Here is a 23891-nt window from a genome sequence, read left to right on the forward strand (position 1 = left end):
CACCAGGTACCGCGTCCACGAACGCCGCGGTCTTCAGCGAGTCGCGCACCGCCGACACCACGTCCGCCAGCGCCACCGTGACCTGGTCGCCGGTCGCGAGGGTCTTCACGCCGATGTTGCCGGCTTCGAGGTCGCGTTCGCCCAGCACCAGCGCCAGCTTCGCGCCCGACTTGTCGGCGGCCTTGAAGCCCGCCTTCATCGAGCGGCCGCCGTACACCAGGTCGGTGCGCACGCCCGCGGCGCGCAGCTCACCGGCGATCGCCACCAGGCGCGCCCGTGCGGCCTCGCCCAGCGGCACGCCGATCACGTCGACGCGGGAGAACTCCGGCAGCACGCCCTCGGCCTGCGCCGCGAGCAGCGCGCGGTCGACGCCGAGACCGAAGCCGACGCCGGACAGCTCCTGGCCGCCCAGTTGCGCCATCAGGCCGTCGTAACGACCGCCGCCGCCGATGCCCGACTGGGCGCCGAGACCGTCGTGCACGAACTCGAACGTCGTCTTCGTGTAGTAGTCGAGGCCGCGGACCATGCGCGGGTTCTCGACGAACTTCACGCCCAGCTCGGTCAGGTAGCCCTTGACGAGCTCGTAGTGCTCACGGCAGGCGTCGCACAGGTTGTCGACCATCAGCGGCGCCTCGGCGACCAGCTCGCGCACCTCGGGACGCTTGTCGTCGAGCACGCGCAGCGGGTTCAGCTCGGCGCGCTGACGGGTCGCCTCGTCGAGCGGCAGCGTCGCGAGGAACGCCTGCAGCTTCTCCCGGTAGGCGGGACGGCAGTTCGCGTCGCCCAGCGAGGTGAGCTCCAGGCGGTAGCCGGTGAGGCCGATCGCGCGGAACCCGGCGTCGCCGACGGCGATGACCTCGGCGTCCAGGGCCGGGTCGTCGATGCCGATCGCCTCGATGCCGACCTGGTGGAACTGCCGGTACCGGCCGGCCTGCGGCGCCTCGGCGCGGAAGAACTGGCCCGCGTAGTAGAGCTTCGCCGGCAGCGAGCCGCGGTCGAGGCTGTGCTCGATCACCGCCCGCATCACGCCCGCGGTGCCCTCGGGGCGCAGCGTGATGGACCGCTCGCCGCGGTCCTGGAAGGTGTACATCTCCTTCGTCACGACGTCGGTCGACTCACCGACACCGCGCGAGAACAGCGCCGTGTCCTCGAAGACCGGCAGCTCGACGTAGCCGTAGCCCGCGAGCTCGGCGGCCCGCGTCAGAGTCGACCGGACGTGCACGAAAGCGGCAGACGTCGGCGGGATGTAGTCGGGAACGCCCTTGGGTGCGGAAAACACGTCTCTCAAAGTCCTCGGTGAGGGGCGGCCGGAGCGTCCTGCAACTGGAGCAGGTAGGGGTTCGTCGCACGCTCGCGGCCTATGGTCGTCGTCGGGCCGTGGCCGGGCAGCACCACCGTGTCGTCGGGCAAGGTCATGACCTTGCCCTGCAGGGACGACAGCATCGCGGAGTGGTCGCCACCCGGCAGGTCGGTGCGTCCGATGGAACCGGCGAAGAGCGTGTCACCCGAGAGGACCAGGCGACCCCCTTCCTGCGCGCCGGAGCGGAACATCACCGACCCGCCGGTATGGCCCGGCGTGTGGTCGACGGCGATCCGCAGCCCGGCGAGGTCCAGCTCGAGGCCGTCGGTCAGCTCGCGGACCTCCGAGGGCTCGCGCATCTCGAGGTTGCCGCCGAAGAACGCGGCCGACTCGGCGCTGATGCCCTTGAGCGGGTCGGACAGCATCGCCACGTCATCGGGGTGGATGTACGCGGGGACGTCGTTGCCGTCGCAGACGGGGGTGACGGAGAAGGTGTGGTCGAAGTGCCCGTGCGTGAGCAGCACGGCGACAGGCGTGAGACGGTGCTTGCGCAAGACCTGCTCGATCGGCTCGACCGCGTCCTGACCGGGGTCGATGATCACGCAGGGCTCGCCCTCACCGGCCGCCAGGACGAAGCAGTTCGCCTGGAGCGCCCCGGTGGGGAACCCGATCACGAGCACGAAAATGACCTCCCTGTTCAAGGACAGCCTAACCACCACACAAAGCTCATATGCCCAGGCCCTAGACTGCCGAGCCGACCGCCCTATTCGCATGAGTCCCTGGGGAGGGAGCACGTGCCCACCAACGAGCAGCGACGCGCGAACGCCAAGCGCAAGCTTGAGCGTCAGATGGTGTACCGCCAGGAGCGGGCCAAGAAGCGTCGCATCATCGCCGTCGTCTCGACGGTCGTCGTTGTTGCGCTCGTTGGAGGTGGTGTGTGGTTCCTCGCGACCAGCAACGTCTTCGGCAACGGTGACGCCGCCGCGTCGGAGACTCCTACCCAGGAGTCGGTGGACAAGGCGGAGAACATCCCCACCGCGCTGCACCAGATCCCGAAGCGCCCCCAGGCGCTGCCGGACAAGGTGAACTGTGAATACACGAAGGGCCAGGAGCCGGCGGCCAAGGAGAACACGCCGCCCGCGAACGGCGAGCAGCCCGCCACCGGCACGGTCGGCGTCACGCTCGGCACCTCGATCGGTGACCTGAAGTTCAACCTGGACCGCGCGCTCGCGCCGTGCACGGTGAACAACTTCGTGAACCTCGCGAAGCAGAAGTACTTCGACAACACGACGTGCCACCGCCTCGTGGTGACCGGCATCCAGGTCCTGCAGTGCGGCGACCCCGGCGGCAACGGCATGGGCGGCCCCGGCTACTCGTTCAAGGACGAGGTCTACCCGGAGCTCACCTACGGCCGCGGCGTGCTCGCCATGGCGAACTCGGGCCCGGACACCAACGGCTCGCAGTTCTTCATCGTCTACGGCGACGGCGCGAACCTGCAGGCCAAGTACTCGATCTTCGGCACGGTCGACGAGGAGTCGCTGAAGAAGATCGACGAGGTCGCGAAGACCGGCACGGTCTCGCAGCAGCCCGGCCAGGGCGACGGCAAGCCGAAGACCGCGGTCGACATCAAGTCGGCGCTGGTCGCCAACTAAGAGCTGCCCGGACACGACAGAGCCCCCGCCCTTCTCAGGACGGGGGCTCTTCTCGTCTCTTGCCCCAGTTGCCGTGACTCGCTACGACGCCGACGTCACCCGGTACACGTCGTAGACGCCCTCAATGCCGCGCACGGCCTTCAGAACGTGGCCGAGGTGCTTCGGGTCGCCCATCTCGAACGAGAACCGGCTGACGGCCACCCTGTCGCGCGACGTCGTCACCGACGCCGACAGGATGTTCACGCGCTCGTCCGCCAGCACCTTCGTGACGTCCGAGAGCAGCCGGTGCCGGTCGAGCGCCTCCACCTGGATGGCAACCAGGAACACGCTGGAGGCCGACGGCGCCCACTCGACGTCGAGGAGGCGCTCCGGCGACTTCAGCAGCTCCTCCGCGTTCGTGCAGTCGGTGCGGTGCACCGACACACCACCACCACGCGTGACGAAGCCGAGGATGTCGTCGCCCGGCACCGGCGTGCAGCAGCGGGCGAGCTTCACCCACACGTCGCCCGCGTCCTTGACGATCACGCCCGCGTCGCCGGTGGGGCGGCGCCGGGTGACCGTGGACGGGGTGGCGCGGTCGGCCAGTTCTTCCTCGGCGTGGTCGACACCGCCGAGCTGCGCCACGAGCCGTTGCACGACGTGACGGGCCGAGGTGTGACCCTCGCCGACCGCCGCGTACAGCGCGCTCATGTCCGGGTAGTGCAGTTCCTTCGCGAGGGCCTGCATCGAGTCGACAGAGACCAGGCGCTGGATCGGAAGCCCGACGCGCCGGACCTCCTTGGTGATCGCGTCCTTGCCCTGCTCGATCGCCTCTTCCTTGCGCTCCTTGGCGAACCACTGCTTGATCTTCGCCTTGGCGCGCGGGGACGCCACGAAGCTCAGCCAGTCGCGGGACGGGCCCGCACCCTCCGCCTTGGAGGTGAAGATCTCGACGACCTCGCCGTTCTCGAGCTTGCGCTCCAGGGCGACCAGGCGGCCGTTCACGCGGGCACCGATGCAGCGGTGACCCACCTCGGTGTGCACGGAGTAGGCGAAGTCGACCGGCGTGGAACCCGTCGGCAACGTCTCCACGTCACCCTTGGGGGTGAAAACGAAGATCTCGCGCGAGGCGAGGTCCCAGCGCAGGCCCTCCAGGAACTCACCGGGGTCTGCGGCTTCCCGCTGCCAGTCGAGGAGCTGGCGCATCCACGCCATCTCGTCGATCTCGACGGACTTGCCGTTGTGCGTGCCCTTGGTCTCCTTGTAGCGCCAGTGCGCCGCGATGCCGTACTCGGCCCTCTGGTGCATCTCCGAGGTGCGGATCTGCACCTCGAGGGGCTTTCCGTCGGGACCGATCACGGTCGTGTGCAGCGACTGGTACACGCCGAACCGCGGTTGCGCGATGTAGTCCTTGAACCGGCCCGGCATCGGCTGCCAGGCGGCGTGGACGACACCCATGGCGGCGTAGCAGTCCCGCACCTCGTCCACCAGGATCCGGACGCCCACGAGGTCGTGGATGTCGTCGAAGTCCCGGCCGCGGACGATCATCTTCTGGTTGATCGAGTAGTAGTGCTTCGGCCGGCCCTCGACCTTCGCGACGATCCGCGCGCTCTCGAGCTGGGAGTTCAGCTCGCTGACGACGGACCTCAGGTACGTGTCGCGACTCGGCGCGCGCTTGGCGACCAGGCGGACGATCTCGTCGTACTTCTTCGGCTGCAGGATGGCGAACGCCAGATCCTCCAGCTCCCACTTGACGGTCGCCATGCCCAGCCGGTGGGCGAGCGGTGCCAGCACCTCGAGGGTCTCGCGGGCCTTGCGGGCCTGCTTCTCGGGCGGCAGGAACCGCATGGTGCGCATGTTGTGCAGCCGGTCGGCGAGCTTGATGACCAGGACCCGCGGGTCCTTCGCCATCGCGATGACCATCTTGCGGATGGTCTCCGCCTCGGCAGCCGCCCCCAGCTTGACCTTGTCGAGCTTTGTCACCCCGTCGACCAGCCGGGCGACTTCCTCACCGAAGTCTTCCTTGAGCTGGTTGAGCGAGTAGTCGGTGTCTTCCACTGTGTCGTGCAGCAGCGCTGCCACCAGCGTCGTGGTGTCCATGCCCAGCTCGGCGAGGATGGTCGCCACGGCGAGCGGGTGGGTGATGTACGGATCGCCTGACTTGCGGCGCTGCGGGCGGTGCTTCTCCTCGGCAACGTCATACGCGTGCTGCAGAAGCGCCAGATCGGCCTTGGGATGGAGGTCACGGTGCACGGCGGCGAGAGGTTCGAGGACCTGCTTCACCGGGGCCGCACGTTGGGCGGTGATGCGCCGCGCAAGGCGGGCGCGCACGCGCCGGGTAGCCGACGGTTGAACAGCCGTCGCAGCGGGTTCGGTGTCTTGACTCAACCCCACGCTCCTCGGGTCTCGCGAGTACCGAGGATAACGCGTTTACGCTGACGAAACTTCCGATGGCGCGCTGAGCGGCACAGCTCACACGGTGAACGCCGCGCAAACTTACGTTGAGCCGATCAGGCGACGTCCTTCACGAACGCCCGCCAGGAGTCGAACGAGAACGCCAGGACCTCACCCCGAGTGGCTTTCGAGTCACGCACGAGAGCGTCTCCGGCGAGCGACACCTCGACGCAGGCGCTCTCGATCGTGTCATTGCTGTAGGAGCTCTTACGCCAGTTCCGCTGGTGGCTCATCGAGGTCCTTTCGGAGTCCGCTGACGTAGTTCGCCAGCAAGCTCCGCGATTGTCCCTCATCCAAGGCGATGGCATCCAACCACTTGAAGAACTCACGACTGTCCCGGATGGCACCGCCGTCGTGCGCGAACACCTGGCCCAGACCGGTTTCGCCGTACGCCAGCGGAGTGTGCTTCTCGAAACTGAACAACATGCGCGCCGATTGCCTCACCGGCGCCGTGCCCGCCGACATCGGCACGATTCGGAGCATGTGCGTGTGGAAGAGCAGGCGCAGGTATTGCTCCTCCATGACCTGGTCGTCGCCGACCCTCAACCGCAAGGCGAGCTCGTGCACGTAGAACAGACATTCCGGAGGATTCTGGCGCCGCATGATCGCCTGGCGTTCCGTGCGCAGTTGAACACCCTTGTCGATGTCCGCCGGGGCCACGCGGCCGCCCTCGACGAACAGCGCTCGCGCGTACTCCGGAATCTGGATGAGGCCCGGCATGGTGTGCACGTCGAAGCTGGTGATGCGCTTCGCCTGGGCCTCGGCCAACGCCAGGGTGCGCAGGTTGTCGGGCACCGTGACCACGTACGGGTCGAAGGCGTAGCGGTAGCGGTCGCGGAAGGCTTCGAAGTGGGTGGTGTCGCGGCCGCAGGTCAGCAGGTACTGCACGAGGTCGATCTCGCTCGCACGCGCCTTGCCCTTCTCGATGTTGGAGACCTTGCTCGGGTCCCAGCCGAGTTGTTCCGCGAAGGCGTGGCCGGTGAGGCCGGTGAACTTCTCGCGGAGGCGGCGCAGCTCGTCGCCCAGGTCGCGGCTGTAGGCGGTGGAGGTGATCGCAGTCATTCGTCCGACGGTAGGCATTGACCCTCCTCCACGAACCAGCTCGTTCGGATGAAAACGGGCACGCCGCTAGGCGGCGACGTGGCGGCCGGCGCGGTGCGCCGTGTTGGTTCTCGGGGTGCGGGCGGGGTCGAGCCAGGCGGGTGGGACGAAGGTCGGGACTCCATTGTGGAGCTTCACCTCCCAGTCGCTTCGGTGGATGAGGGTGTGGTGGTGGCGGCACAGCAGGGCCGCGTTGGTCACGGACGTCCCGCCGCCCTCCGACCAGAATCTGAGGTGGTGGGCGTCGCAGTGCTTCGGCGGGCGGTCGCAGCCCGGGAAGGTGCAGCCCTGGTCTCTGGCCACCAGCAGGCGGCGGATGGCGGCGGGGAAGGTTCTGGCCTTGCGGCCTATGTCCATCGCCTCAGACCGGCCGCCCAGCACCACCGGGATCACGCCCGCGTTGCAGGCGAGGCGGCGGACCAGGGTGGCCGGGACGCGGACGTGGTTGTCGAGCGTGCCGAAGCCCGTCTGCGCGACCAGGCCCTCGTACGGCATCGTCAGGGTGAGGGTGACCGGCTCACCGCCGTGCTCGGGCAGGCGGTCGGCGCGCAGCATCAGGTCGACCAGGTCGGCGAACGCGTCGCCTTCCCGCTCGGCACGCGAGCGCGGGTCGGGGCCTTCTTCCGGCGTGGTCGGGCGGGGCTTGGCCAGCGGGTCGATCATCGCCTCGAACTTCGCTCCGGCGATCTTGTCCAGCTTGGCCGACACCTCCAGCCAGTCGCCCTTCCACTCCATGCGCAACCGGTTGGCCGAGGGCTTGGGCTCGGCCTCGTTCGGCTCCGCGTCCTGCTGGTGGAGCCGGTACGCCAGCTCCTTGCCGAACGCCCGCACCGCACTGGGCTCGTGGGCCTGGGCGAACTCGACCACCGGCTGCTCCGCCGCGGGCGGCAGGTCCTTCATCACCTCGGCCACCGCCGAGATGTGCTCGCCCGAGAGCGCGCCCTCCGCCACCACGGCGGCGGTGATCGGCAGCTCGGGTTCCAGCACCGAACCGGTGGGCGTGAGCTGCTGAGCCAGCGACTCGGCTCGGTCGACCCACTGCCTCGCGGTCTTCAGGTCCCACCGCACGGCATGGCGCAGCAACTGAGCCACATTCCGATAACCCAACTCGGATGCCGCTCCGCGACGGGAAAGTTCCGCGATCTTCTGCATCATCACATTCTCGAGAACGCGAATTTCCACCACGTCTCCGACGACTGCGGCAAGCAGCTCGTCGGTGGCCAGAAGGCGGAAGTCTCGTTCGCTCATGCGTTCGACACTACCGCAATATCACAACGAAAACCTACGTCAGGCGGCACACGTTCGGGTGAACAGACTGGACAAACGCTATAGGCGCCGTTAGTGCACATCTCTCTAGATGCAACGCAACCACTAGCAACCACGCACGCAAATAAACGCGATGCACGCACACGGTCCACACGCCGCAACCGTCCACGAAAAGGGAGCGCAGAAATTCGTTCCGGCACACGCCCGACGAAGGAGGGCATGTGCCGGTTCGGCGAAGCCGTGCACGCGCAGCCGAGCCCACCTGACAGACTCGCCCCCGTGAGGACTCTGCTCTGGTGCGGCGCGATGACGTTCGTGTGGCTGGGCACGATGGCGTACCTGGCCCTCGACGACCCGGGCCACGTCGACACGAGGTCGATCGTCGGCTCATCAGTGGGCTGGGCGGTCGCAACGACGCTGAGCTGGCTCGTATTGCGCCGCGCAAAGGCCCCGAAGATCTGGGAGATCGCGGTCGTGACGGCCCCCGCATCGCTGGTGACGCTGGTCTTCGTCAGCGTCGGCGCCGCCTTCGTGGCCCCGCCGCCGGTGGCGTGAAATGCACTCGCACAGGCCGCTGTGGCACTGCGTGGCGTTCGCGGGCATCTGGTACGCGGCGATCGTCCTGCTCAACCTGGTCACCAACGGCCCCGACGAGGCACTGCGCACACTGGCACTGGGTGTGGTGCCGTGGCTCGGCGCGTCCGCCGCGCTGACACGGGTCGGGCACGGCGACATGAAGGCGTGGCGGCTGATCCTGCTGGGGCTGCCGATCTTCTACTTCCTGTGGGCCATCACCGTCGTGGTCGTCTACCGGTTCATCGCCATGCCGGTCACGGGCTGACATGCGAAAGGGCCGGCGACACGAGTCGCCGGCCCCGAGCACGAACCTCCTAGACGGTCATCAGCGCCTGGACGTCACGGCCCGCGAGCCGTGAGCGGCCTTCCAGCACCGAGATCTCCAGCACCACCGACACACCCGTCACGATGCCTCCCGCACGCTCCACGAGCGCGCAGGCGGCCTCCGCGGTGCCTCCGGTGGCGAGCACGTCGTCGACCACGACCACGCGCTGGCCCGGCTGGATGGCGTCGGCGGGCAGTTCCAGCGACGCGGTGCCGTACTCGAGCGCGTAGGACTGGGAGTCGGCGACGACCGGGAGCTTGCCCGGCTTGCGCAGCGGCACGACGCCGTAGCGCCAGCCGTAGCCCAGGGCAGCGCCCAGGAGGAAGCCGCGCGACTCGATGGCGGCGATCACCTGGGTGCTGTCGTCGATCTTGTCCTGGAGGGCGTCGACCACGGCGCGCAGGGCGTCGGGGTCGGTGAGGACCGGCGTGAAGTCCTGGAACACGACCCCCGGCTGGGGGAAGTCCCGGACTTCACGCATCAGTCCCAGTGCACGATCCAGTTTCAACGCTGGCGCTTCCCGGTCGGGCGGCGGCGGGCGTCGCCTGCCTTGGCGGTGCGGTGGGGCACCGACGCGGCGGCGGCGTACGCCTCCTCCTTGCGCAGGTCGGCGTTGAGGGCGTCGTCGTCGACCGACTCGATGCCCTCGGCGACCTGCGGGCCGATGGCCTTGGAGCGGCGGGCGGCCACGCGCTTGGCCTGCGCGATGTACTTCGGGTCGCGCATCTTCAGGTCCACCAGCACCGGGGTGGCGATGAAGATCGAGGACAGCGCGCCGATGAACATGCCGACGAGCTGCACGAGCGCCAGGTCCTGCAGGGTGCCGACGCCCAGGATGCCGACGCCGACGACCAGCAGGCCGACGACCGGGAGGAGCGCGATCAGCGAGGTGTTGATCGAGCGCATCAGGGTCTGGTTGAGCGCCAGGTTCGACGCCTCGGCGTAGGTGCGGCGGGTCAGGCCCAGCAGCCCTCGGGTGTTCTCCTTGACCTTGTCGAACACGACGACCGTGTCATACAGCGAGAAGCCGAGGATCGTGAGCAGACCGATCACCGTCGCCGGCGTCACCTCGAAGCCGATGAGCGAGTACACGCCCGCGGTGATGATGACGTCGTGGAACACGGCGACGAGCGCGCCGACGGCCATCTGCCACTCGAAGTAGAACACCAGGAAGATCGTCACCGCGATGAAGAACCAGAACAGGGCCCACAGGGCCTTGCCGCTGATCTCACCACCCCAGGACGCGGAGACGGCGCTGTCGGAGATCGACGTCTGACCGCCCTGCGGCTGGAGGTCCTGCGCGAGAGCCGTCTTGAGGGTGGCGACCTCGGCGACGTTCAGCGCCGGCGACTTGAGCTGGATCGTCGCGCTGGCGCCGGAACCGACTGCCTGCACGGCGTTCGGCTTCTTGCCGGGCAGTGCCTTCGCGTAGGTGTCCTCGACGGCGGTCGTCGTGATGGTCTGGCTGCTGGACGAGACCGAGGGCAGCGAGATCTTGGTGCCGCCCTCGAAGTCGATGCCCAGGTTGAAGCCCTTGAACACCATCGAGCCGATGCAGACCAGCAGGATGATGCCGGACACGATGTACCAGCGGGTGCGCTTGCCGACGATGTCGAAGGCGCCGTTGCCCACGTAGAGGCGCGAGAACACGCTGCTCATGTCAGGCCTCCTTCACGGCGGTCGTCTTACCGGTCGTGGTGGCGCGGTGCGCGGCGCCCTCGCGGGCGGCACCGCCCAGGCCGGACAGGTTCGAGTTGGACAGGAACTTGGACTTCGACGCCAGCGCGACCAGCGGGTGCGTCACGAGGAACACGACCACGAGGTCGAGGACCGTCGACATGCCCAGGGTGAACGCGAAGCCCTTCACCTGGCCGACCGCGATCACGTACAGCACGGCGGCGGCGATGAAGCTGACCGCGTCGGCGGAGAGGATCGTGCGGCGCGAACGGACCCATGCGCGTGGCACGGCCGAACGGAACGAACGGCCTTCACGCACCTCGTCTTTCAGTCGTTCGAAGAAGACGATGAACGAGTCCGCGGTGATACCGATGGCGACGATGAATCCCGCGATGCCGGCCAGGTCGAGCGTGAAGCCGATGACGCGGCCCAGCAGCACCAGGAACGCGTAGATGATCACGGCGGACAGCACCAGCGACAGGATCGTCAGGATGCCGAGCAGGCGGTAGTAGAACATGCAGTAGACGAAGACCAGGGCCAGGCCGATGCCGCCGGCGATCAGACCCGCCTTGAGCGACTGCAGGCCGAGCGTCGGGGAGATCGTCTGCGCCTCGGACGAGTCGAAGGACAGCGGCAGCGCGCCGTACTTCAGCGTGTTCGCGAGGTTCGTGGCTTCCTTCAGCGTGAACTTGCCGCTGATCTCGGTGGAACCACCCGAGATGGCCGCCTGGATGGTCGGCGCGGACATGACCTCGCCGTCGAGCACGACCGCGACGGCCTGCTGGACGTTGGCCGCGGTGAACGAGCCCCACTTGGTGCCGCCGTCGGACTTGAAGTCCAGGTTGACGACGTAGCCGGTGCCGTTCGGGTTGGCGTTCGCGGCGGCGTTGCTGATGTCCTCACCGGTCAGGCGGGAGTAGTTCGTGTAGTCGTCCGCCTTGGTCTCGGTGTCCTCCTTGGGAGGGTTGACCGGGGCCAGCGTGTACTTGAACTCGCCCTTCTCGTCACAGGTGACGAGCGGCTTGTCGAGGTCGTCGTTGCCGCGCAACGGGTCGGCCTTCGCGCAGTCGAGCATGAGCGCGGCCTGCTGCAGGACCTGCGGGTCCGTGGACTGGCGCAGCGCCTTCGCCTCCTGGATCTCCTTCGCGACCTTCGGGTCGACGTTGGAGGGGGCGGGCGGCGTGCTGGGCGCGGTGCTGGACGGCGCGGTGCTGCTCGACGGCGGCGTGCTGGAGGGCTGCGCGGCCAGGTTCGGCGCGGGGCGGCCCTGCGGGGCACCGCTCGAGGGCGGCGGGCTGCCGACGCTCTGGCTCGGCGGCGTCGACGGCGGCGTGCTCGCGTCGCCGGACGGCGGCGTGCTCGACTGCGTCGGGTTCGGCACGGCGCCGGCGGGGACCGGCTGGCCGATCACCTTGCGGAACGCGAGGCGAGCGGTCTGGCCGAGGCCCTTCGCGCCTTCGCTGTCCGCACCCGGGACCGTGATCACCAGGTTGTTGCCGTCCCGGACGACCTCGGCACCGGAAACGCCGAGACCGTTCACGCGGACCTCGATGAGGTCGCGGGCGCGGTTGAGCGCTTCCTCGCTGGGTTGGGCTCCGTCTTCCTGACGCGCGGTCAGCGTGACGAGCGTGCCACCCTGCAGGTCGATTCCGAGCTTGGGTTTGGCCGAACCGTTCCCGGTCAAGAAGACCAGGGCGTAGAGCGCGACCACGATGAGGACAAAACTCGCCAAATACTTCGCAGGGCGAATTTGCCCGGCCGGAGGTGCCACGATCCGTCCGTCTCCTAGTAGCGATGGTTTACGAGCGCGCAGCGTAACGCGCGCCAGGTGAGCTGCGCGTCACTACCTGGAGTTGGCGGTGTTCACAGTTGCCAACTCCAGGTGTCACGGGCTTCTTCGTTACTTCTTGGCGTTGTGGTCCAGGGGCTCCGCGACCTGTGCGACGGTCGTCGGCTCCTCGTCGACCTCGTCCACCTTGTCCTCCGCGACGACGGCCTCGTCGGTGTCCGCGACCTTCTCGCGGATCGCGGCGCGCAGCCAGCGGGTGACGACACCTTCGGAGATCTCGATGTCGATGGTGGTGTCGTGGCTGGCGTCGGCGACGGTGCCGTACAGGCCGGACGTCGTCATCACCTTGTCGCCGGGCGCGAGCGAGTTCTGCAACGACTGCTGCTCGGCCATCGCGCGCTTCTGCTTGCGCGCGCTGAGGAACAGCGGCACCGCGAGCAGAACCAGGAGCAACGGGAAAAGCAAACTGCCTAGGTCCATCATTCTCCGATCAAGTGGACATGCCTCGACGCACGCCCGAAATGTCCAGGTGCTTTCACCGATTGTGCCAGGTCACCACAGTTGATCACCGGCGGGCGGTTCCAGTCCCAGGTGGTGCCACGCGGCGGGCGTCGCCACTCGGCCGCGGGGCGTCCTGGCCAGCATGCCAGCCCGCACCAAATACGGCTCGCACACCTCTTCCACCGTGGTCGGTTCCTCACCGACCGCGACCGCGAGGGTGGAGACGCCGACCGGGCCGCCGCCGAAGCTCTTGACCAGGGCCGTCAGCACCGCGCGGTCGAGCCGGTCGAGGCCGAGGTGGTCGACGTCGTAGACGACCAGGGCCTGCTTCGCGATGTCCTCCGTCACCCTGCCGTCGGCCCTGACCTCCGCGAAGTCGCGGACGCGGCGCAGCAGGCGGTTCGCGATGCGGGGCGTGCCGCGGCTGCGGCCGGCGATCTCGATCGCGGCGTCCTCGGCGACGTCGACGCCGAGGATCTTGGCGCTGCGCTTGACGATGAGGTCGAGCTCATCGGCGCTGTAGAACTCCATGTGGCCGGTGAAGCCGAAGCGGTCGCGCAGCGGGCCGGTCAGGGAGCCGGACCTCGTCGTGGCCCCGACCAGCGTGAACGGTGCGATGTCGAGCGGGATGCTGGTGGCACCGGGGCCCTTGCCGACCATCACGTCGACCCGGAAGTCCTCCATCGCGAGGTAGAGCATCTCCTCCGCCGGCCGGGCCATGCGGTGGATCTCGTCGATGAACAGGACGTCGCCCTCGACGAGGTTGGACAGCATCGACGCCAGGTCGCCCGCGCGTTCGAGCGCCGGGCCGCTGGTGATGCGGATGGCCGCGCCGAGCTCCTTGGCGATGATCATGGCGAGCGAGGTCTTGCCCAGGCCGGGAGGGCCGCTGAGCAGCACGTGGTCCGGGGCGGCTCCTCGGCGCATGGCGCCGTGCAGGACCAGTTCGAGCTGTTCGCGGACGCGCTGCTGGCCGACGAACTCGTGCAGGTCGGCCGGGCGCAGGCTGGTCTCGACGTCGCGCTCGGCGGGCACGCCGTACGGGCTGAGCTCGTCCTCGGTCACTTGCGCCCCAGGGTCGCGAGCGCCCGGCGCAGGACGGCGGAGGTGGACTGGTCGGGGTTGTCGGAGAGGACCTTGTCGACGGAGGCCTCGGCGGACTTGGCCGGGAAGCCGAGGCCGAGGAGCGCCTCCACGACGTGGTCACGCGTCTGGCTGTGCGCGGGCGTCGTGGGCGTGGGGAGCTGACCGACCTTGTCGCGCAGCTCGATGATGAGGCGTTCCGCGCCCTTCTTGCCGATGCCCGGGACCTGGGTGAGCACGGTGATGTTGCCCTCGGCGAGGGCGTGGCGGAGCTTGTCCGGTTCGAGGACGGCGAGGGTGGCCAGCGCGATGCGCGGGCCGATGCCGCTCACGGTCTGCAGCAGGCCGAACAGCTCGCGGGCCTCGGCGTCGGCGAAGCCGAACAGGGTGAGGCTGTCCTCGCGGACGATCAGGGTGGTGGCGAGCGTCGTCTCCTCGCCGCGGCGCAGGCTCGCGAGGGTGGTCGGGGTGGCCTGGACGGCGAACCCGACACCGCCCACCTCGACGACGGCGTGGTCGAGGCCGACGTGCTGCACCTGGCCGCGCAGTGACGAGATCACCTGGTTCCTCCGGACTTCACGCTCGCGCAGGCGTCCCCTCGCGAAGGGGACCCCTTGATTTCATTCTTCCAGCCGGCACCGACAGTTTCGGCGCGCACTGAAGCCGTCATGACCCGCTCCGTCGCGCCGCCTCGGCCAGCTTCGCCTTGTGCACGCGGGCCAGCTCGGCCGCGCGGGCCTGCGCCTCCTCCAGGCGCGACCGCATCGGCGCGCGCCAGTGGTGGCAGATCGCGATCGCCAGCGCGTCCGCCGCGTCGGCCGGTTTCGGCGCGACCTTCAGGCCGAGCAGCTTGGTCACCATGGCGGTCACCTGCGCCTTGTCCGCGCGGCCCGACCCGGTGACGGCGGCCTTGACCTCGGACGGCGTGTGGAACTCGACGGGCAGGTTCCGCTGCGCGGCGGCCAGGGCGACGACGCCCGACGCCTGCGCGACCCCCATCGCGGTGCGGACGTTGTGCTGCGCGAAGACGCGTTCGATCGCCACGACCTGTGGTTCGTAACGGTCCAGCCACACGCAGAGGCCGTCGTACAGCTCGTGCAGGCGCACGGACAGAGGAGTGTCCACGGGCGTGCGCAGGACGTCGACGGCGACCATGCGCACGACCCGGCCAGGCCCGCCGTCGACCACGCCGAAGCCGCACCTGGTCAGACCGGGGTCGACCCCGAACACCCGCACAACAGCTCCCCGGATCGCTGAACGAACAACAGTTCGAACCATATCCGGTGCGCCCATGGGCGACTCGCACCGACACGGTTCGACAAGTCCGCGCCGCCGTCACTACGGTGGTCGGGTTTCGATCACAGGAGTAACGGTGAAGAGGTTCTGGGTCGTCGCCGGGTGCGTCGGCACCTTCATGGCGATCGCCATCCTCACCGCTCTGGCCACGCCCCGCGATATCGGTATCGCAATCGACAAGGTCGTGCAGCTCGTCTTCGCCATCGCGGCGTTGGTCGCCTACGCGCGCAGGCGTGACAGGTGGATGACAGCGGCGATGATCAGCCTGACCGTCGGGTTGTCGGCGTGGATCTGGGGCCAGCAGATCATGGGCGTGCAGCTGCCGACGTCCACGATCGCGCCGCTCGGGTTCACGATGGTGCCGGTGCTGTGCCTGGCCGCGGTCGTGGTGAAGGCGCAGAAGCGCCGTGCCGGCGACCTGCTGCCGAACTACCGCAGCCGCACCGTGGTCGTCCTCGACGGGCTGATCGTGATCGGGTCGCTGTTCGTGCTGACGTGGGTGTCGGCGCTCGAGTCGCTGACCCGCGCGTGGGCCACCGAGGGGCCGGGGTTCGCCACCGTCATCGCCCATCCCGCCGCGTACCTCGTGCTGCTCGTGACGATCGTGGTGATGTCGTGGACGCATCAGGCCGTGCGTCAGTGGCCGATGCTCTTCATCGCGCTGGCGGGCATCGCGCAGTCGTCGTCGGGCTGGGTGTTCGCGTTCCACATCGCCCAGGGCAACACGGCGATCCCGGCGACCACGGACATCGGTTTCATGCTGTGCCCGGCGTTCTTCCTGCTGAGCGCGCTCGCCCCGATGCACAACCTCGACCCCACGCCCGGACGCATGCGCACGGCCGATCTCCTGCACCTGTCGGTGCCGTACCTGCCGCTCGCGGTCACCGGTCTGTTCATCAGCTGGAACACCGCGACGGGCGGCCGGCTGAACCCGGTCGAGATCTACGTCGGGATCCTGGTCGTGTGCCTCGTGATCGTGCGTCAGCTGCTCACGATGATGGACAACGTGCGGCTGCTGGACCAGCTCCGCATCTCTCGCGAACAGCTACGGCACGAGGCGACGCACGACCCGTTGACCGGCGTCGCGAACCGCTCGCTGTTCCGCGAACGGCTGGAGCGCGCTCTCGCGGTTCGCGACCGCTCGACGCCGTTGATCCTGCTGTTCATCGACGTGGACGGTTTCAAGGCCGTCAACGACAACAACGGTCACGCCGAAGGTGACGCCGTTCTGCGCAACGTCGCCGCACGGCTGGAGAACAACGTCCGGCCGGAGGACACCGTGGCGCGGCTGGGCGGCGACGAGTTCGGCGTGCTGGTCGACGGCGGCGACGCGGACGAGATCGGGGCACGGCTGCTGACCGCGCTCGGACATCCGCACGAGGTGCTCGGCCGGGTGCACCGGGTGCACGCCAGCATCGGTGTGGCGCAAAGGTTCTCGTACGACCCCTCGATCACCGCCGACGACGTGCTGGGGGCCGCGGACGCCGCGATGTACACGGCGAAGCGGCTCGGCAAGGGCACCGTCGTCGTGCACGGTTCACCGCTACCGGAGATGACGTGACCCCTGAGCAGTTGATTTCGTCGCTGGGCATGCAGGAGCTCCCCGTCGAGGGCGGGTACTTCGCGCAGACGCACCGCTCCGACGAGGCGTCCGCGATCGCGTACCTGTTGCGCAGCCCCGACTTCTCCGGCATGCACGTGCTGGAGCACCTGGAGATCTACCACTTCCACGCCGGGTCGCCGTTGCGGATGCTGCTGCTGCACCCGGACGGCGCGGTGACCTCGCCGGTCCTCAGCGCGTCGAACCCGCAGGTCGTGGTGCCCGCGGGTGTGTGGCAGGGCAGCACTCCGGCCGGCGACTGGTCGTTGGTCGGCACGGTGGTGGTGCCTCCGTACACCGACGACGTCGTGGAGTTCGGGCACGCCGAGGACCTGTGCGCGCGTTATCCCGCACACGCTGCGCTCATTCGGCCTCTGTGCCGGTTCTAGCGTCACTAGGATCTTGGGAATGGCGCTCGTCCAGCTCAACGGCATCGACCTGAACGTCCAGACCGAGGGTTCCGGCGACCTCGTCGTGCTCGTGATGGGCACCGGCAGTCCCGGCCGGGTCTGGCGCACCTACCAGGTGCCCGCGCTGGTCAAGGCCGGTTACCGGGTGGCGTACTTCGACAACCGCGGCATCAGGCCGTCGTCGGAGTGCGCGGGCGGTTTCACCATCGACGACATGGTCGCCGACACCGCCGCGCTGATCAGGCACCTGGGCGGCCCCGCGCACGTGATCGGCACGTCGCTGGGCGGGCGCATCGTCCAGGAGCTGGCGCTGACCCAGCCCTCCCTGGTGCGCTCGGCGGTGATGATGGCGACCTCCGGCCGCCCCGAGCCGGTGCAGCAGGCGTGGACGCAGGCGCTGTGCGACCTGCACGACAAGGGCGTCGAGATCCCGCTGGCGTTCTACTCGGTCGCGTCGGTGCTCAGGAACCTGTCGCAGACGACGCTGGCCGACCCGGTGGTCGCCCGCGACTGGCTGCAGATGTACGAGTTCGCCGGCAACGCGCTCAGCGCGGGCGAACGCATCCAGCTCGCGCTGGGCGAGTACGACACCCGCCTGGCGGCCTACCGCGCCATCGCGGTGCGGTCGCTGGTCATCGGGTTCGCCGACGACCTCGTGCTGCCGCCGCGGTTGTCGCGCGAGGTCGCGGACGCGATCCCCGGCGCCCGGTACGCGGAGGTCTCGGACGCGGGGCACGTCGGGTACCTGGAGCGGCCGGACGAGGTCAACCGGCTGCTGGTGGAGTTCCTGGGCGGGACATGACCGCCGTCAGCGGTGCGCGGCCTGGCCAGTGGGGCGCAGCAGGATCTCGTTGACGTCCACAGTGGACGGTTGGGACACGGCGTAGAGCACCGCCCTGCCCACGTCGTCCGGCCGCAGCTTCGGGTCGTCCACACGCGACGGCGGGATGGCGTCGGTGTCGACCAGGCCCGGTTGGACCACCGTCACCCTGACACCGGTGTCCACCGCCTCCGCGCGGATCGCCTGTGCCAGGCCGGTGATCGCCCACTTCGTCGCCGAGTACAGGTTGCCCGGTCGCACGCCGCGGCCGGCGGCGGAGCCCGTCAGCACCAGGTGGCCGCCGGAGCGCATCAGTGCGGGCATGGCGGCGCGGGCGGTGAAGGCCGGGCCGCACACGTTGGTGACGACCATGTCCGTCCATTCGGAAGGTTCGGCGCCCGCCGATGAGACGAACGACGTGTCCACCGAAACGCCCGCGTTCGCGAACACGACATCGATTCGTCCCCAACGCGATTCCACTCGGGACATGAGATCTTGCACGGAATCCCAGGAAGAAACGTCGCATCGGGCGTCCCAGCCGCGATCACCGACAGATTCTTCCGCCGAGCGCGAGGCCCTGACCACCCGGTACCCCGCCTGAGCTGCCAGGGAGGCCGTCGCCGCCCCGATACCGCGGGAAGCGCCGGTCACCACGAAGACGTTTTCCATGATCGGAACCCTAGTGGCGCCGGTCGGCGCGGTGCCGGAGGAATTCGCGCACGGACGGGTGCATCGCGATGTCGACCCGAGTCAGGGAAACGTCAGTGCCGCCTGTTTGGATACCGCGCATGACATTGAACCGCAGGTCCGTGTTCGGGCTGGGAACCGTCGCGGCCGCGACGGCCGTGCTCGGCTCCAACGGTGCAGCACAAGCACAGGAAGACGCGGAGGTGGAGATCGAACGCTCCCCGGCGACGGCCGACCGGTCGCGCAAGCGCGTGGCACAGGTCTACCGGCGGCAGGTCCGCAAGGCCAGAGGCAGCTGGTCGTCGCTGATCACGGTCGCCGACCTCGACGGGGCCACGAAGTCCGCCGTGGACGAGAACGCGGACGTGGTCGTCGAGGCCTACAGCGTCAACAAGGTGGCGGTCGCCGTCGCCGTGCTGGACAAGGTGGACCGCGGGCTGATCAGGCTCGACCAGACGGTCACGGTGTCGTCCGCGATCGTCATCCAGGACACCGACGGCATCTTCGCGCTCGACGGCGCGTACCCGAGCGAGGTCACCGTCGGCCACGCGCTGGCGAACCTGCTGACCGTCTCGGACAACACCGCGGTCCGCCTGTGCGGCCTGGTCGTGCCGGCGCTGGAGCTCAACGAGATCCTGCGCTCCAAGGGTTTCGTGCACACCCAGGTCGTCCCGGTCGCGAATCCGAACCGGTTCTTCCTCGGCACCACGACGGCGCGCGAGACGCACACGTTGCTGCAGAAGCTGGTCGACGGGCAGCTGCTGTCCGCCGCGTCCACGGCGTACCTGCTGAACATCCTGCGCGCGACGGCGAGCTTCACCGACGGCGTGCGGCTCAACCTCACGACGAACGAGCGGCTGCGCGTCGCCACGAAGGCCGGGTGGTTCGAGGACGGCCGCAACGAGGCCGGGATCATGTTCAGCGCGGACGACCGGGCGATCCTGATCTACTCGATGTTCGCGTCCGGCGAGTTCGCCGGGGACGCGGCCGTCAACGCGGAGGACTTCAGCACCACGCACCCGGCCGTCGCGGCCCGCGCGGAGCTCGGACGGTCGATGTTCGACGCCGTCATCAAGATCACGACGACGCGTCCGAGGCACCGCGCGAAGGTCTACCGGTTCTTCAACGGCGGCTGAGTTCCTGAGATTTCTCTGAATTCCGGACCATCCCGCACGGGTTTCGGATATACAGGCACCGACGCCGGGGTCGGTCGTCGCCGCCGTCGACGACCGGCTTCCCGCGTTGTCCCCGCAGCACCTACAGCGCCGGTTCCACGATGTCGTGGTACCTGCGCGCCACCTGTTCGATCACCTCGTCGAAGTCCGCCGCCCAGATGGCCGCGTTGAAGATCTCGACCTCGACGTCGCCCGCGTACCCGGTCGCCGCGACGTGCCTGGTCAGCCGGTCCAGGTCGATGTCGCCGTCGCCGGGATAACCGCGGCCCAGCAACACGTCGGCGGGCACGGGCGTGAGCCAGTCGCACACCTGGTACGACGCGATGTGCGGCCCCGCGCGCACGATCTGCGCGTCCAGGTCGGGGTCCCACCACACGTGCAGCGCGTCGACGACGACACCGACCGACTCGTGCCGTTCGGCGAGGTCGAGCGCCTGGGACAACGTCGACAGGACACCGCGGTCCGCGCAGAACACCGGGTGCATCGGCTCGAGCGCCAGCACCACGCCCGCCTGCGCCGCGTACTCCGACAGTTCCGCGATGGCGTCGGCGACGCGCCGGCGTGCGCCGACGAGGTCCTTGTCGGCCTGCACTCCCCCGACGACCATCACCAGCGTGTCGGTGCGCAACGCCGCCGCCTCGTCGATCGCGCGGCGGTTGTCGTCCAGGGCGCCGCGGTTGTCGACGGCGGTGAGGAACCCTCCGCGGCACAACGACGACACCCGCAGCCCGGCGTCCCGGACGATCTTGGCGGTGCGTTCCAGGCCGTGGTCCGCGACCGGTTCGCGCCACAGCCCGATGGACTCGACGCCGTGCCGCGCACAGCCTTCGACGGCCTCGGCGACCGTCGCGCGTTTGATCGTGGCCTGGTTCAGCGAGAGGCGAGCCATTGCCGCCACCGCCGTTCCGCGAACTCCGGCTCGATCACGCCGGCGATCTCCGCGAGGCGTTTCGCCTCCGCCAGGTGTTCGACGCCGCGCGCGGATTCCAGGCCACCGAGGAGCTGGAACCGTTCCTGGTGCCCGGCGAGCCACGCCAGGAACACGACACCCGTCTTGTAGTAGTAGGTCGGAGCGCTGAACAGATGGCGGGACAACGGAACCGTCGGCGCCAGGATCCGGTGGAACTCGTCGGTGTCGCCTTCCGCGAGCTTCGCCAGCGCACGGGCGGCCACCGGCGCGATCGGGTCGAAGATGCCGAGCAGCGCGTGGCTGTGGCCCTGCGAGTCGCCCGCGATCAGGTCCGGGTAGTTGAAGTCGTCGCCGGTGTAGCAGCGAACACCCTCCGGCAACGCGCGGCGCAGCCCGATCTCGTGGTCCGCGTCGAGCAGCGAGACCTTCACGCCGTCGACCTTGTCCGGCCGCGAGCGGATGATCTCCAGGAAGTTCCGGGTGGCCCGCGCGACGTCGGCGGCGCCCCAGTACCCCTCGAGCTTCGGGTCGAACGCGGTGCCGAGCCAGTGCAGCACCACCGGTTCGCTGACGCGGTCGAGCAACGTGCCGTAGACCTTCTCGTAGTCCTCGGGGCCACGCGCCGCCGAGGCCAGCTGGCGCGAGCACATCAGCACGGGCTGCGCGCCGGCCTCTTGGACGACGTCGAGCTGCTCCAGGTAGGCGTCCAGCACGGCGCCGAGGTCCGCCTCCCCGGTCAGCTGATCGGTCGCGACGCCCGCGCAGATCCGCCCCGCCTTCTCGGCGGCGCTGCGGCGGACGAGCTCGGCGGCCGTCGGCCAGTCCAGGCCCATGCCGCGTTGCGCGGTGTCCATGGCCTCCGCGACACCGAGGCCGTGCGACCACAGGTGGTGCCGGAACGCGAGAGTCGCGTCCCAGTCCACTGTGCTCTCGTCCTGCGCCACGACGTGTGCCGCGGCGAACACGATCCGTTCACCACCGCTAGACATCGGCGATCTCCACGCGGCGTCCCTCCGAAGAGGACTGGAGACCGGCGGCGGCCAGCGCCACACCCCGTGCGCCCGCGCGGAAGTCGTGCGGGAACGGCGCGCCGTCGTAGACGTGGCGCAGGAACTCGGCCCACTGCACCTTGAAGCCGTTGTCGAAGTCCTCGTTGTCCGGCACCTGCTGCCACTGGTCGCGGAACGGGTGCGTGACCGGGAGGTCCGGGTTCCAGACGGGCTTCGGCGTGACGGCGCGGGGCTGCACGAAGCACTCGCGCAGCCCCGCGACCGCACTCCCCTCGGTGCCGTCCACTTGGAACTCCACGAGCTCGTCGCGGCGCACGCGCACGCACCACGACGAGTTGATCTGGGCGATGACGCCGTTCTCGATCTCGAAGATCCCGTACGCGGCGTCGTCCGCGGTCGCGGTGTAGGCGTTGTCCTGCTCGTCCCAGCGGGTCGGGATGTGCGTGACGGCCTTCGCGGTCACCGCCTCGACCCGGCCGAACAGGTCGTGCAGCAGGTAGCTCCAGTGGCAGAACATGTCCGCGACGATGCCGCCGCCGTCCTCCGCCCGGTAGTTCCAGCTCGGGCGCTGCGCGCTCTGCCAGTCGCCCTCGAAGACCCAGTAGCCGAACTCGCCGCGCACGCTGAGGATCCGGCCGAAGAAGCCGCCGTCGACCAGCCGCTTGAGCTTGCGGATGCCCGGCAGGTACAGCTTGTCCGCGACGACACCGTGCTTCACGCCCCTGGCGTCGGCCAGGCGGGCGAGCTGCAACGCCTCCTCGACCGTGTCCGACACCGGCTTCTCGGTGTAGACGTGCTTGCCGGCCTCGAGCGCCTTGGTGATCGACTCGACGTGCCGCGACGTGACCTGCGAGTCGAAGTAGACCTCCACGGACGGGTCGGCGAGCGCCCCGTCGAGGTCCGTCGTCCACCGCGCGAGGTCGTGCCGCTCGGCGATCTCCTTGAGCTTGTCCGCGTTGCGGCCCACGAGGACCGGCTCCACCTTCAGCAAGGTCCCGTCCTGCAACCGCACGCCCTCGTCGCGCAACGGCAGCAGGGACCGGACCAGGTGCTGGCGATATCCCATCCGCCCGGTGACGCCGTTGACCGCCACTCCGATGGTCCGAACCGCCATCACACCTCCCTGGTAGCAGCGCTGGAAAGCGCTTTCCCGCCACGCTAATCGCGGTGCTTCGCGGACGTCAACCTCCCCGCGAGCTAGTCTCAGCGCTCACATGCGTGTTGACGGAGGTGGTCGTGTCCGCCCGACAGGTGACGCTCGCCGAGGTGGCGAAGCAGGCGGGTGTGTCGTTGGCGACCGCTTCCCGCGTGCTCAACGGCAGCACCCGGCAGGTGAGCGAGGACCTGAGCGAGCGCGTCCTGCGCACCGCCGAGGAGCTCGGTTACGTGCCGAACGCCTCGGCCCAGGCGCTGGCCCGCAACTCGAGCTCGCTGGTCGGCCTGGTGGTCCACGACATCACCGACCCGTACTTCTCGTGCATCGCGGCGGGGGTGACGCGGGTGGCCGAGGAGGCCGGGCTCGTCGTCGTCCTCGGCACGACCGGGCGCCGTCCCGAGCGTGAGGCGGAGCTGCTCTCCACCCTGCGCGCGCATCGGGCGCGTGCGGTGGTGCTCGCCGGTTCGCGCACCACGGACCGTGCCTCGCAGTCACGGCTCGCGGCGGAGATCGACGCGTTCACCGAGCAGGGCGGGCGTGTCGCGTGCGTGTCGCAGGCGAAGCTCGGCACCGACACGGTCGTGCCCGGCAACCGGGCCGGAGGGCGCGCGCTCGCCCGTGCGCTGACGGAGCTCGGTCACAAGAAGTTCGCCGTATTGGGTGGTCCCTCCGATCTCGTGGTGGCCCGCGACCGGCTCGCCGGGTTCAAGGCGGGGCTCGCCGACGCCGGGATCGCGCCGCCCGTGGTCGTGAACGGCGCCTTCACTCGCGACGGCGGGTATGCGGCCGCGATGGAGCTGCTGGGCTCGAAATCGCGTGCGACCTGCGTGTTCGCCGTGACCGACGTGATGGCGATGGGCGCGATGGCCGCTCTGCGCGAACGCGGTGTGCGGGTGCCCGAGGACATGTCGATCGCCGGGTTCGACGACATCCCGACGTTGCGCGACACGGTGCCCGCCCTGTCGACCGTGCGGCTGCCGCTGGAGGAGATGGGCGAGATCGCCGCAGGTCTCGTGCTGGACGCCGGAGGTGACGAGGCCCGCACCGTCCGGGTGGCGGGTGAGGTGGTGCTCCGGGCCAGTACTGCCCACAATTAGACTCGTCTGGCTATTCACGTACTTAGT

General features: G+C 69.1%; 24 protein-coding genes and 1 pseudogene. 8 read left to right on the plus strand and 17 right to left on the minus strand.

The window, feature by feature from the left end; all coding sequences use genetic code 11:
- Positions 1 to 31: 31 nt before the first annotated feature.
- Together hisS and IE307_RS22145 are read right to left on the minus strand one after the other, a co-directional pair.
- A pseudogene (gene hisS, locus IE307_RS22140) lies at positions 32 to 1279 on the minus strand (histidine--tRNA ligase); the annotation flags it as partial.
- Between the two features lie 5 nt (positions 1280 to 1284).
- Complete coding sequence (locus IE307_RS22145) at positions 1285 to 1980, minus strand: MBL fold metallo-hydrolase (RefSeq protein ID WP_191300532.1); 696 nt, start codon at positions 1978 to 1980, stop codon at positions 1285 to 1287.
- A 114-nt stretch (positions 1981 to 2094) separates the two neighbouring features.
- Between IE307_RS22145 and IE307_RS22150 the strand changes: the two genes are divergently transcribed.
- Entirely contained in the window at positions 2095 to 2952 is an 858-nt protein-coding gene (locus tag IE307_RS22150) for a peptidylprolyl isomerase (protein ID WP_191300534.1), read from the plus strand.
- Positions 2953 to 3033: 81 nt separating this feature from the next.
- Here the strand turns inward: IE307_RS22150 and IE307_RS22155 are convergent, their stop codons facing one another.
- From IE307_RS22155 to IE307_RS22170, 4 genes are all read right to left on the minus strand, one after another.
- On the minus strand, positions 3034 to 5319 hold the full coding sequence (locus IE307_RS22155) for a RelA/SpoT family protein (protein WP_191300536.1): 2286 nt from the start codon (positions 5317 to 5319) through the stop codon (positions 3034 to 3036).
- 122 nt (positions 5320 to 5441) lie between these two features.
- The gene (locus IE307_RS22160; RefSeq protein ID WP_191300538.1) at positions 5442 to 5618 is read right to left on the minus strand and encodes a DUF397 domain-containing protein; all 177 of its coding nucleotides are present in this window, start codon (positions 5616 to 5618) and stop codon (positions 5442 to 5444) included.
- Complete coding sequence (locus tag IE307_RS22165) at positions 5593 to 6447, minus strand: helix-turn-helix domain-containing protein (RefSeq protein WP_191300540.1); 855 nt, start codon at positions 6445 to 6447, stop codon at positions 5593 to 5595. Before IE307_RS22165 ends, IE307_RS22160 begins: the two co-directional genes overlap by 26 nt.
- A gap of 66 nt (positions 6448 to 6513) precedes the next feature.
- A complete protein-coding gene (locus IE307_RS22170; RefSeq protein ID WP_191300542.1) occupies positions 6514 to 7734 on the minus strand; it encodes an HNH endonuclease signature motif containing protein in 1221 nt (406 codons plus the stop codon).
- A gap of 297 nt (positions 7735 to 8031) precedes the next feature.
- Between IE307_RS22170 and IE307_RS22175 the strand changes: the two genes are divergently transcribed.
- Together IE307_RS22175 and IE307_RS22180 are read left to right on the plus strand one after the other, a co-directional pair.
- Positions 8032 to 8307: a hypothetical protein gene (locus IE307_RS22175; RefSeq protein ID WP_191300544.1), complete on the plus strand. Its 276-nt coding sequence runs from the start codon at positions 8032 to 8034 to the stop codon at positions 8305 to 8307.
- A 1-nt stretch (position 8308) separates the two neighbouring features.
- Complete coding sequence (locus tag IE307_RS22180; protein ID WP_191300546.1) at positions 8309 to 8593, plus strand: hypothetical protein; 285 nt, start codon at positions 8309 to 8311, stop codon at positions 8591 to 8593.
- A 49-nt stretch (positions 8594 to 8642) separates the two neighbouring features.
- Here the strand turns inward: IE307_RS22180 and IE307_RS22185 are convergent, their stop codons facing one another.
- The 7 genes from IE307_RS22185 to ruvC all read right to left on the minus strand — a co-directional run bounded on the left by IE307_RS22185 (position 8643) and on the right by ruvC (position 14939).
- A complete protein-coding gene (locus tag IE307_RS22185; RefSeq protein ID WP_191300548.1) occupies positions 8643 to 9134 on the minus strand; it encodes an adenine phosphoribosyltransferase in 492 nt (163 codons plus the stop codon).
- A gap of 23 nt (positions 9135 to 9157) precedes the next feature.
- Entirely contained in the window at positions 9158 to 10312 is a 1155-nt protein-coding gene (gene secF, locus IE307_RS22190) for a protein translocase subunit SecF (protein ID WP_191300549.1), read from the minus strand.
- Between the two features lies 1 nt (position 10313).
- Entirely contained in the window at positions 10314 to 12101 is a 1788-nt protein-coding gene (gene secD, locus IE307_RS22195; RefSeq protein ID WP_191300552.1) for a protein translocase subunit SecD, read from the minus strand.
- A gap of 129 nt (positions 12102 to 12230) precedes the next feature.
- Positions 12231 to 12599, minus strand: coding sequence for a preprotein translocase subunit YajC (gene yajC / locus IE307_RS22200; protein WP_191300554.1), 369 nt, complete (start codon positions 12597 to 12599; stop codon positions 12231 to 12233).
- Between the two features lie 72 nt (positions 12600 to 12671).
- On the minus strand, positions 12672 to 13685 hold the full coding sequence (gene ruvB, locus IE307_RS22205) for a Holliday junction branch migration DNA helicase RuvB (RefSeq protein WP_191300556.1): 1014 nt from the start codon (positions 13683 to 13685) through the stop codon (positions 12672 to 12674).
- On the minus strand, positions 13682 to 14263 hold the full coding sequence (gene ruvA / locus IE307_RS22210; RefSeq protein WP_191300557.1) for a Holliday junction branch migration protein RuvA: 582 nt from the start codon (positions 14261 to 14263) through the stop codon (positions 13682 to 13684). Before ruvA ends, ruvB begins: the two co-directional genes overlap by 4 nt.
- Positions 14264 to 14369: 106 nt before the next feature.
- Positions 14370 to 14939 (minus strand): crossover junction endodeoxyribonuclease RuvC, encoded by a 570-nt coding sequence (ruvC, locus tag IE307_RS22215; protein WP_191300559.1) that lies wholly within the window; start codon positions 14937 to 14939, stop codon positions 14370 to 14372.
- A gap of 136 nt (positions 14940 to 15075) precedes the next feature.
- Here ruvC and IE307_RS22220 point away from each other — a divergent pair, with 136 nt between their 5' ends.
- From IE307_RS22220 to IE307_RS22230, 3 genes are read left to right on the plus strand one after another with little or no spacing between them, the layout of a single operon-like run.
- Positions 15076 to 16560, plus strand: coding sequence for a GGDEF domain-containing protein (locus IE307_RS22220; RefSeq protein ID WP_229904960.1), 1485 nt, complete (start codon positions 15076 to 15078; stop codon positions 16558 to 16560).
- Entirely contained in the window at positions 16557 to 16988 is a 432-nt protein-coding gene (locus IE307_RS22225) for a cupin domain-containing protein (protein ID WP_191300561.1), read from the plus strand. Before IE307_RS22220 ends, IE307_RS22225 begins: the two co-directional genes overlap by 4 nt.
- A 19-nt stretch (positions 16989 to 17007) precedes the next feature.
- On the plus strand, positions 17008 to 17811 hold the full coding sequence (locus IE307_RS22230; protein WP_191300563.1) for an alpha/beta fold hydrolase: 804 nt from the start codon (positions 17008 to 17010) through the stop codon (positions 17809 to 17811).
- 6 nt (positions 17812 to 17817) lie between these two features.
- Here the strand turns inward: IE307_RS22230 and IE307_RS22235 are convergent, their stop codons facing one another.
- Positions 17818 to 18498, minus strand: coding sequence for an SDR family oxidoreductase (locus tag IE307_RS22235; RefSeq protein ID WP_373306026.1), 681 nt, complete (start codon positions 18496 to 18498; stop codon positions 17818 to 17820).
- A 119-nt stretch (positions 18499 to 18617) separates the two neighbouring features.
- On the opposite strand from IE307_RS22235, the gene IE307_RS22240 reads away from it, so the two are divergent.
- A complete protein-coding gene (locus IE307_RS22240) occupies positions 18618 to 19652 on the plus strand; it encodes a serine hydrolase (protein WP_191300565.1) in 1035 nt (344 codons plus the stop codon).
- 121 nt (positions 19653 to 19773) lie between these two features.
- Here the strand turns inward: IE307_RS22240 and IE307_RS22245 are convergent, their stop codons facing one another.
- The 3 genes from IE307_RS22245 to IE307_RS22255 are packed head-to-tail and all read right to left on the minus strand — an operon-like array spanning position 19774 to position 22725.
- A complete protein-coding gene (locus IE307_RS22245) occupies positions 19774 to 20580 on the minus strand; it encodes a sugar phosphate isomerase/epimerase family protein (RefSeq protein WP_191300567.1) in 807 nt (268 codons plus the stop codon).
- Positions 20562 to 21590 (minus strand): dihydrodipicolinate synthase family protein, encoded by a 1029-nt coding sequence (locus IE307_RS22250; protein ID WP_191300570.1) that lies wholly within the window; start codon positions 21588 to 21590, stop codon positions 20562 to 20564. The genes IE307_RS22245 and IE307_RS22250 overlap by 19 nt, the downstream gene beginning before the upstream one ends.
- Positions 21583 to 22725 carry a Gfo/Idh/MocA family protein gene (locus IE307_RS22255; protein ID WP_191300572.1) on the minus strand — a complete coding sequence of 381 codons (1143 nt, stop codon included), beginning with the start codon at positions 22723 to 22725 and terminating at the stop codon, positions 21583 to 21585. Before IE307_RS22255 ends, IE307_RS22250 begins: the two co-directional genes overlap by 8 nt.
- Before the next feature lie 122 nt (positions 22726 to 22847).
- Here IE307_RS22255 and IE307_RS22260 point away from each other — a divergent pair, with 122 nt between their 5' ends.
- The gene (locus IE307_RS22260) at positions 22848 to 23864 is read left to right on the plus strand and encodes a LacI family DNA-binding transcriptional regulator (protein ID WP_191300574.1); all 1017 of its coding nucleotides are present in this window, start codon (positions 22848 to 22850) and stop codon (positions 23862 to 23864) included.
- Positions 23865 to 23891 lie beyond the last annotated feature (27 nt).

The organism is Lentzea cavernae, assembly GCF_014653695.1.
Classification (GTDB): Bacteria; Actinomycetota; Actinomycetes; order Mycobacteriales; family Pseudonocardiaceae; genus Lentzea; species Lentzea cavernae.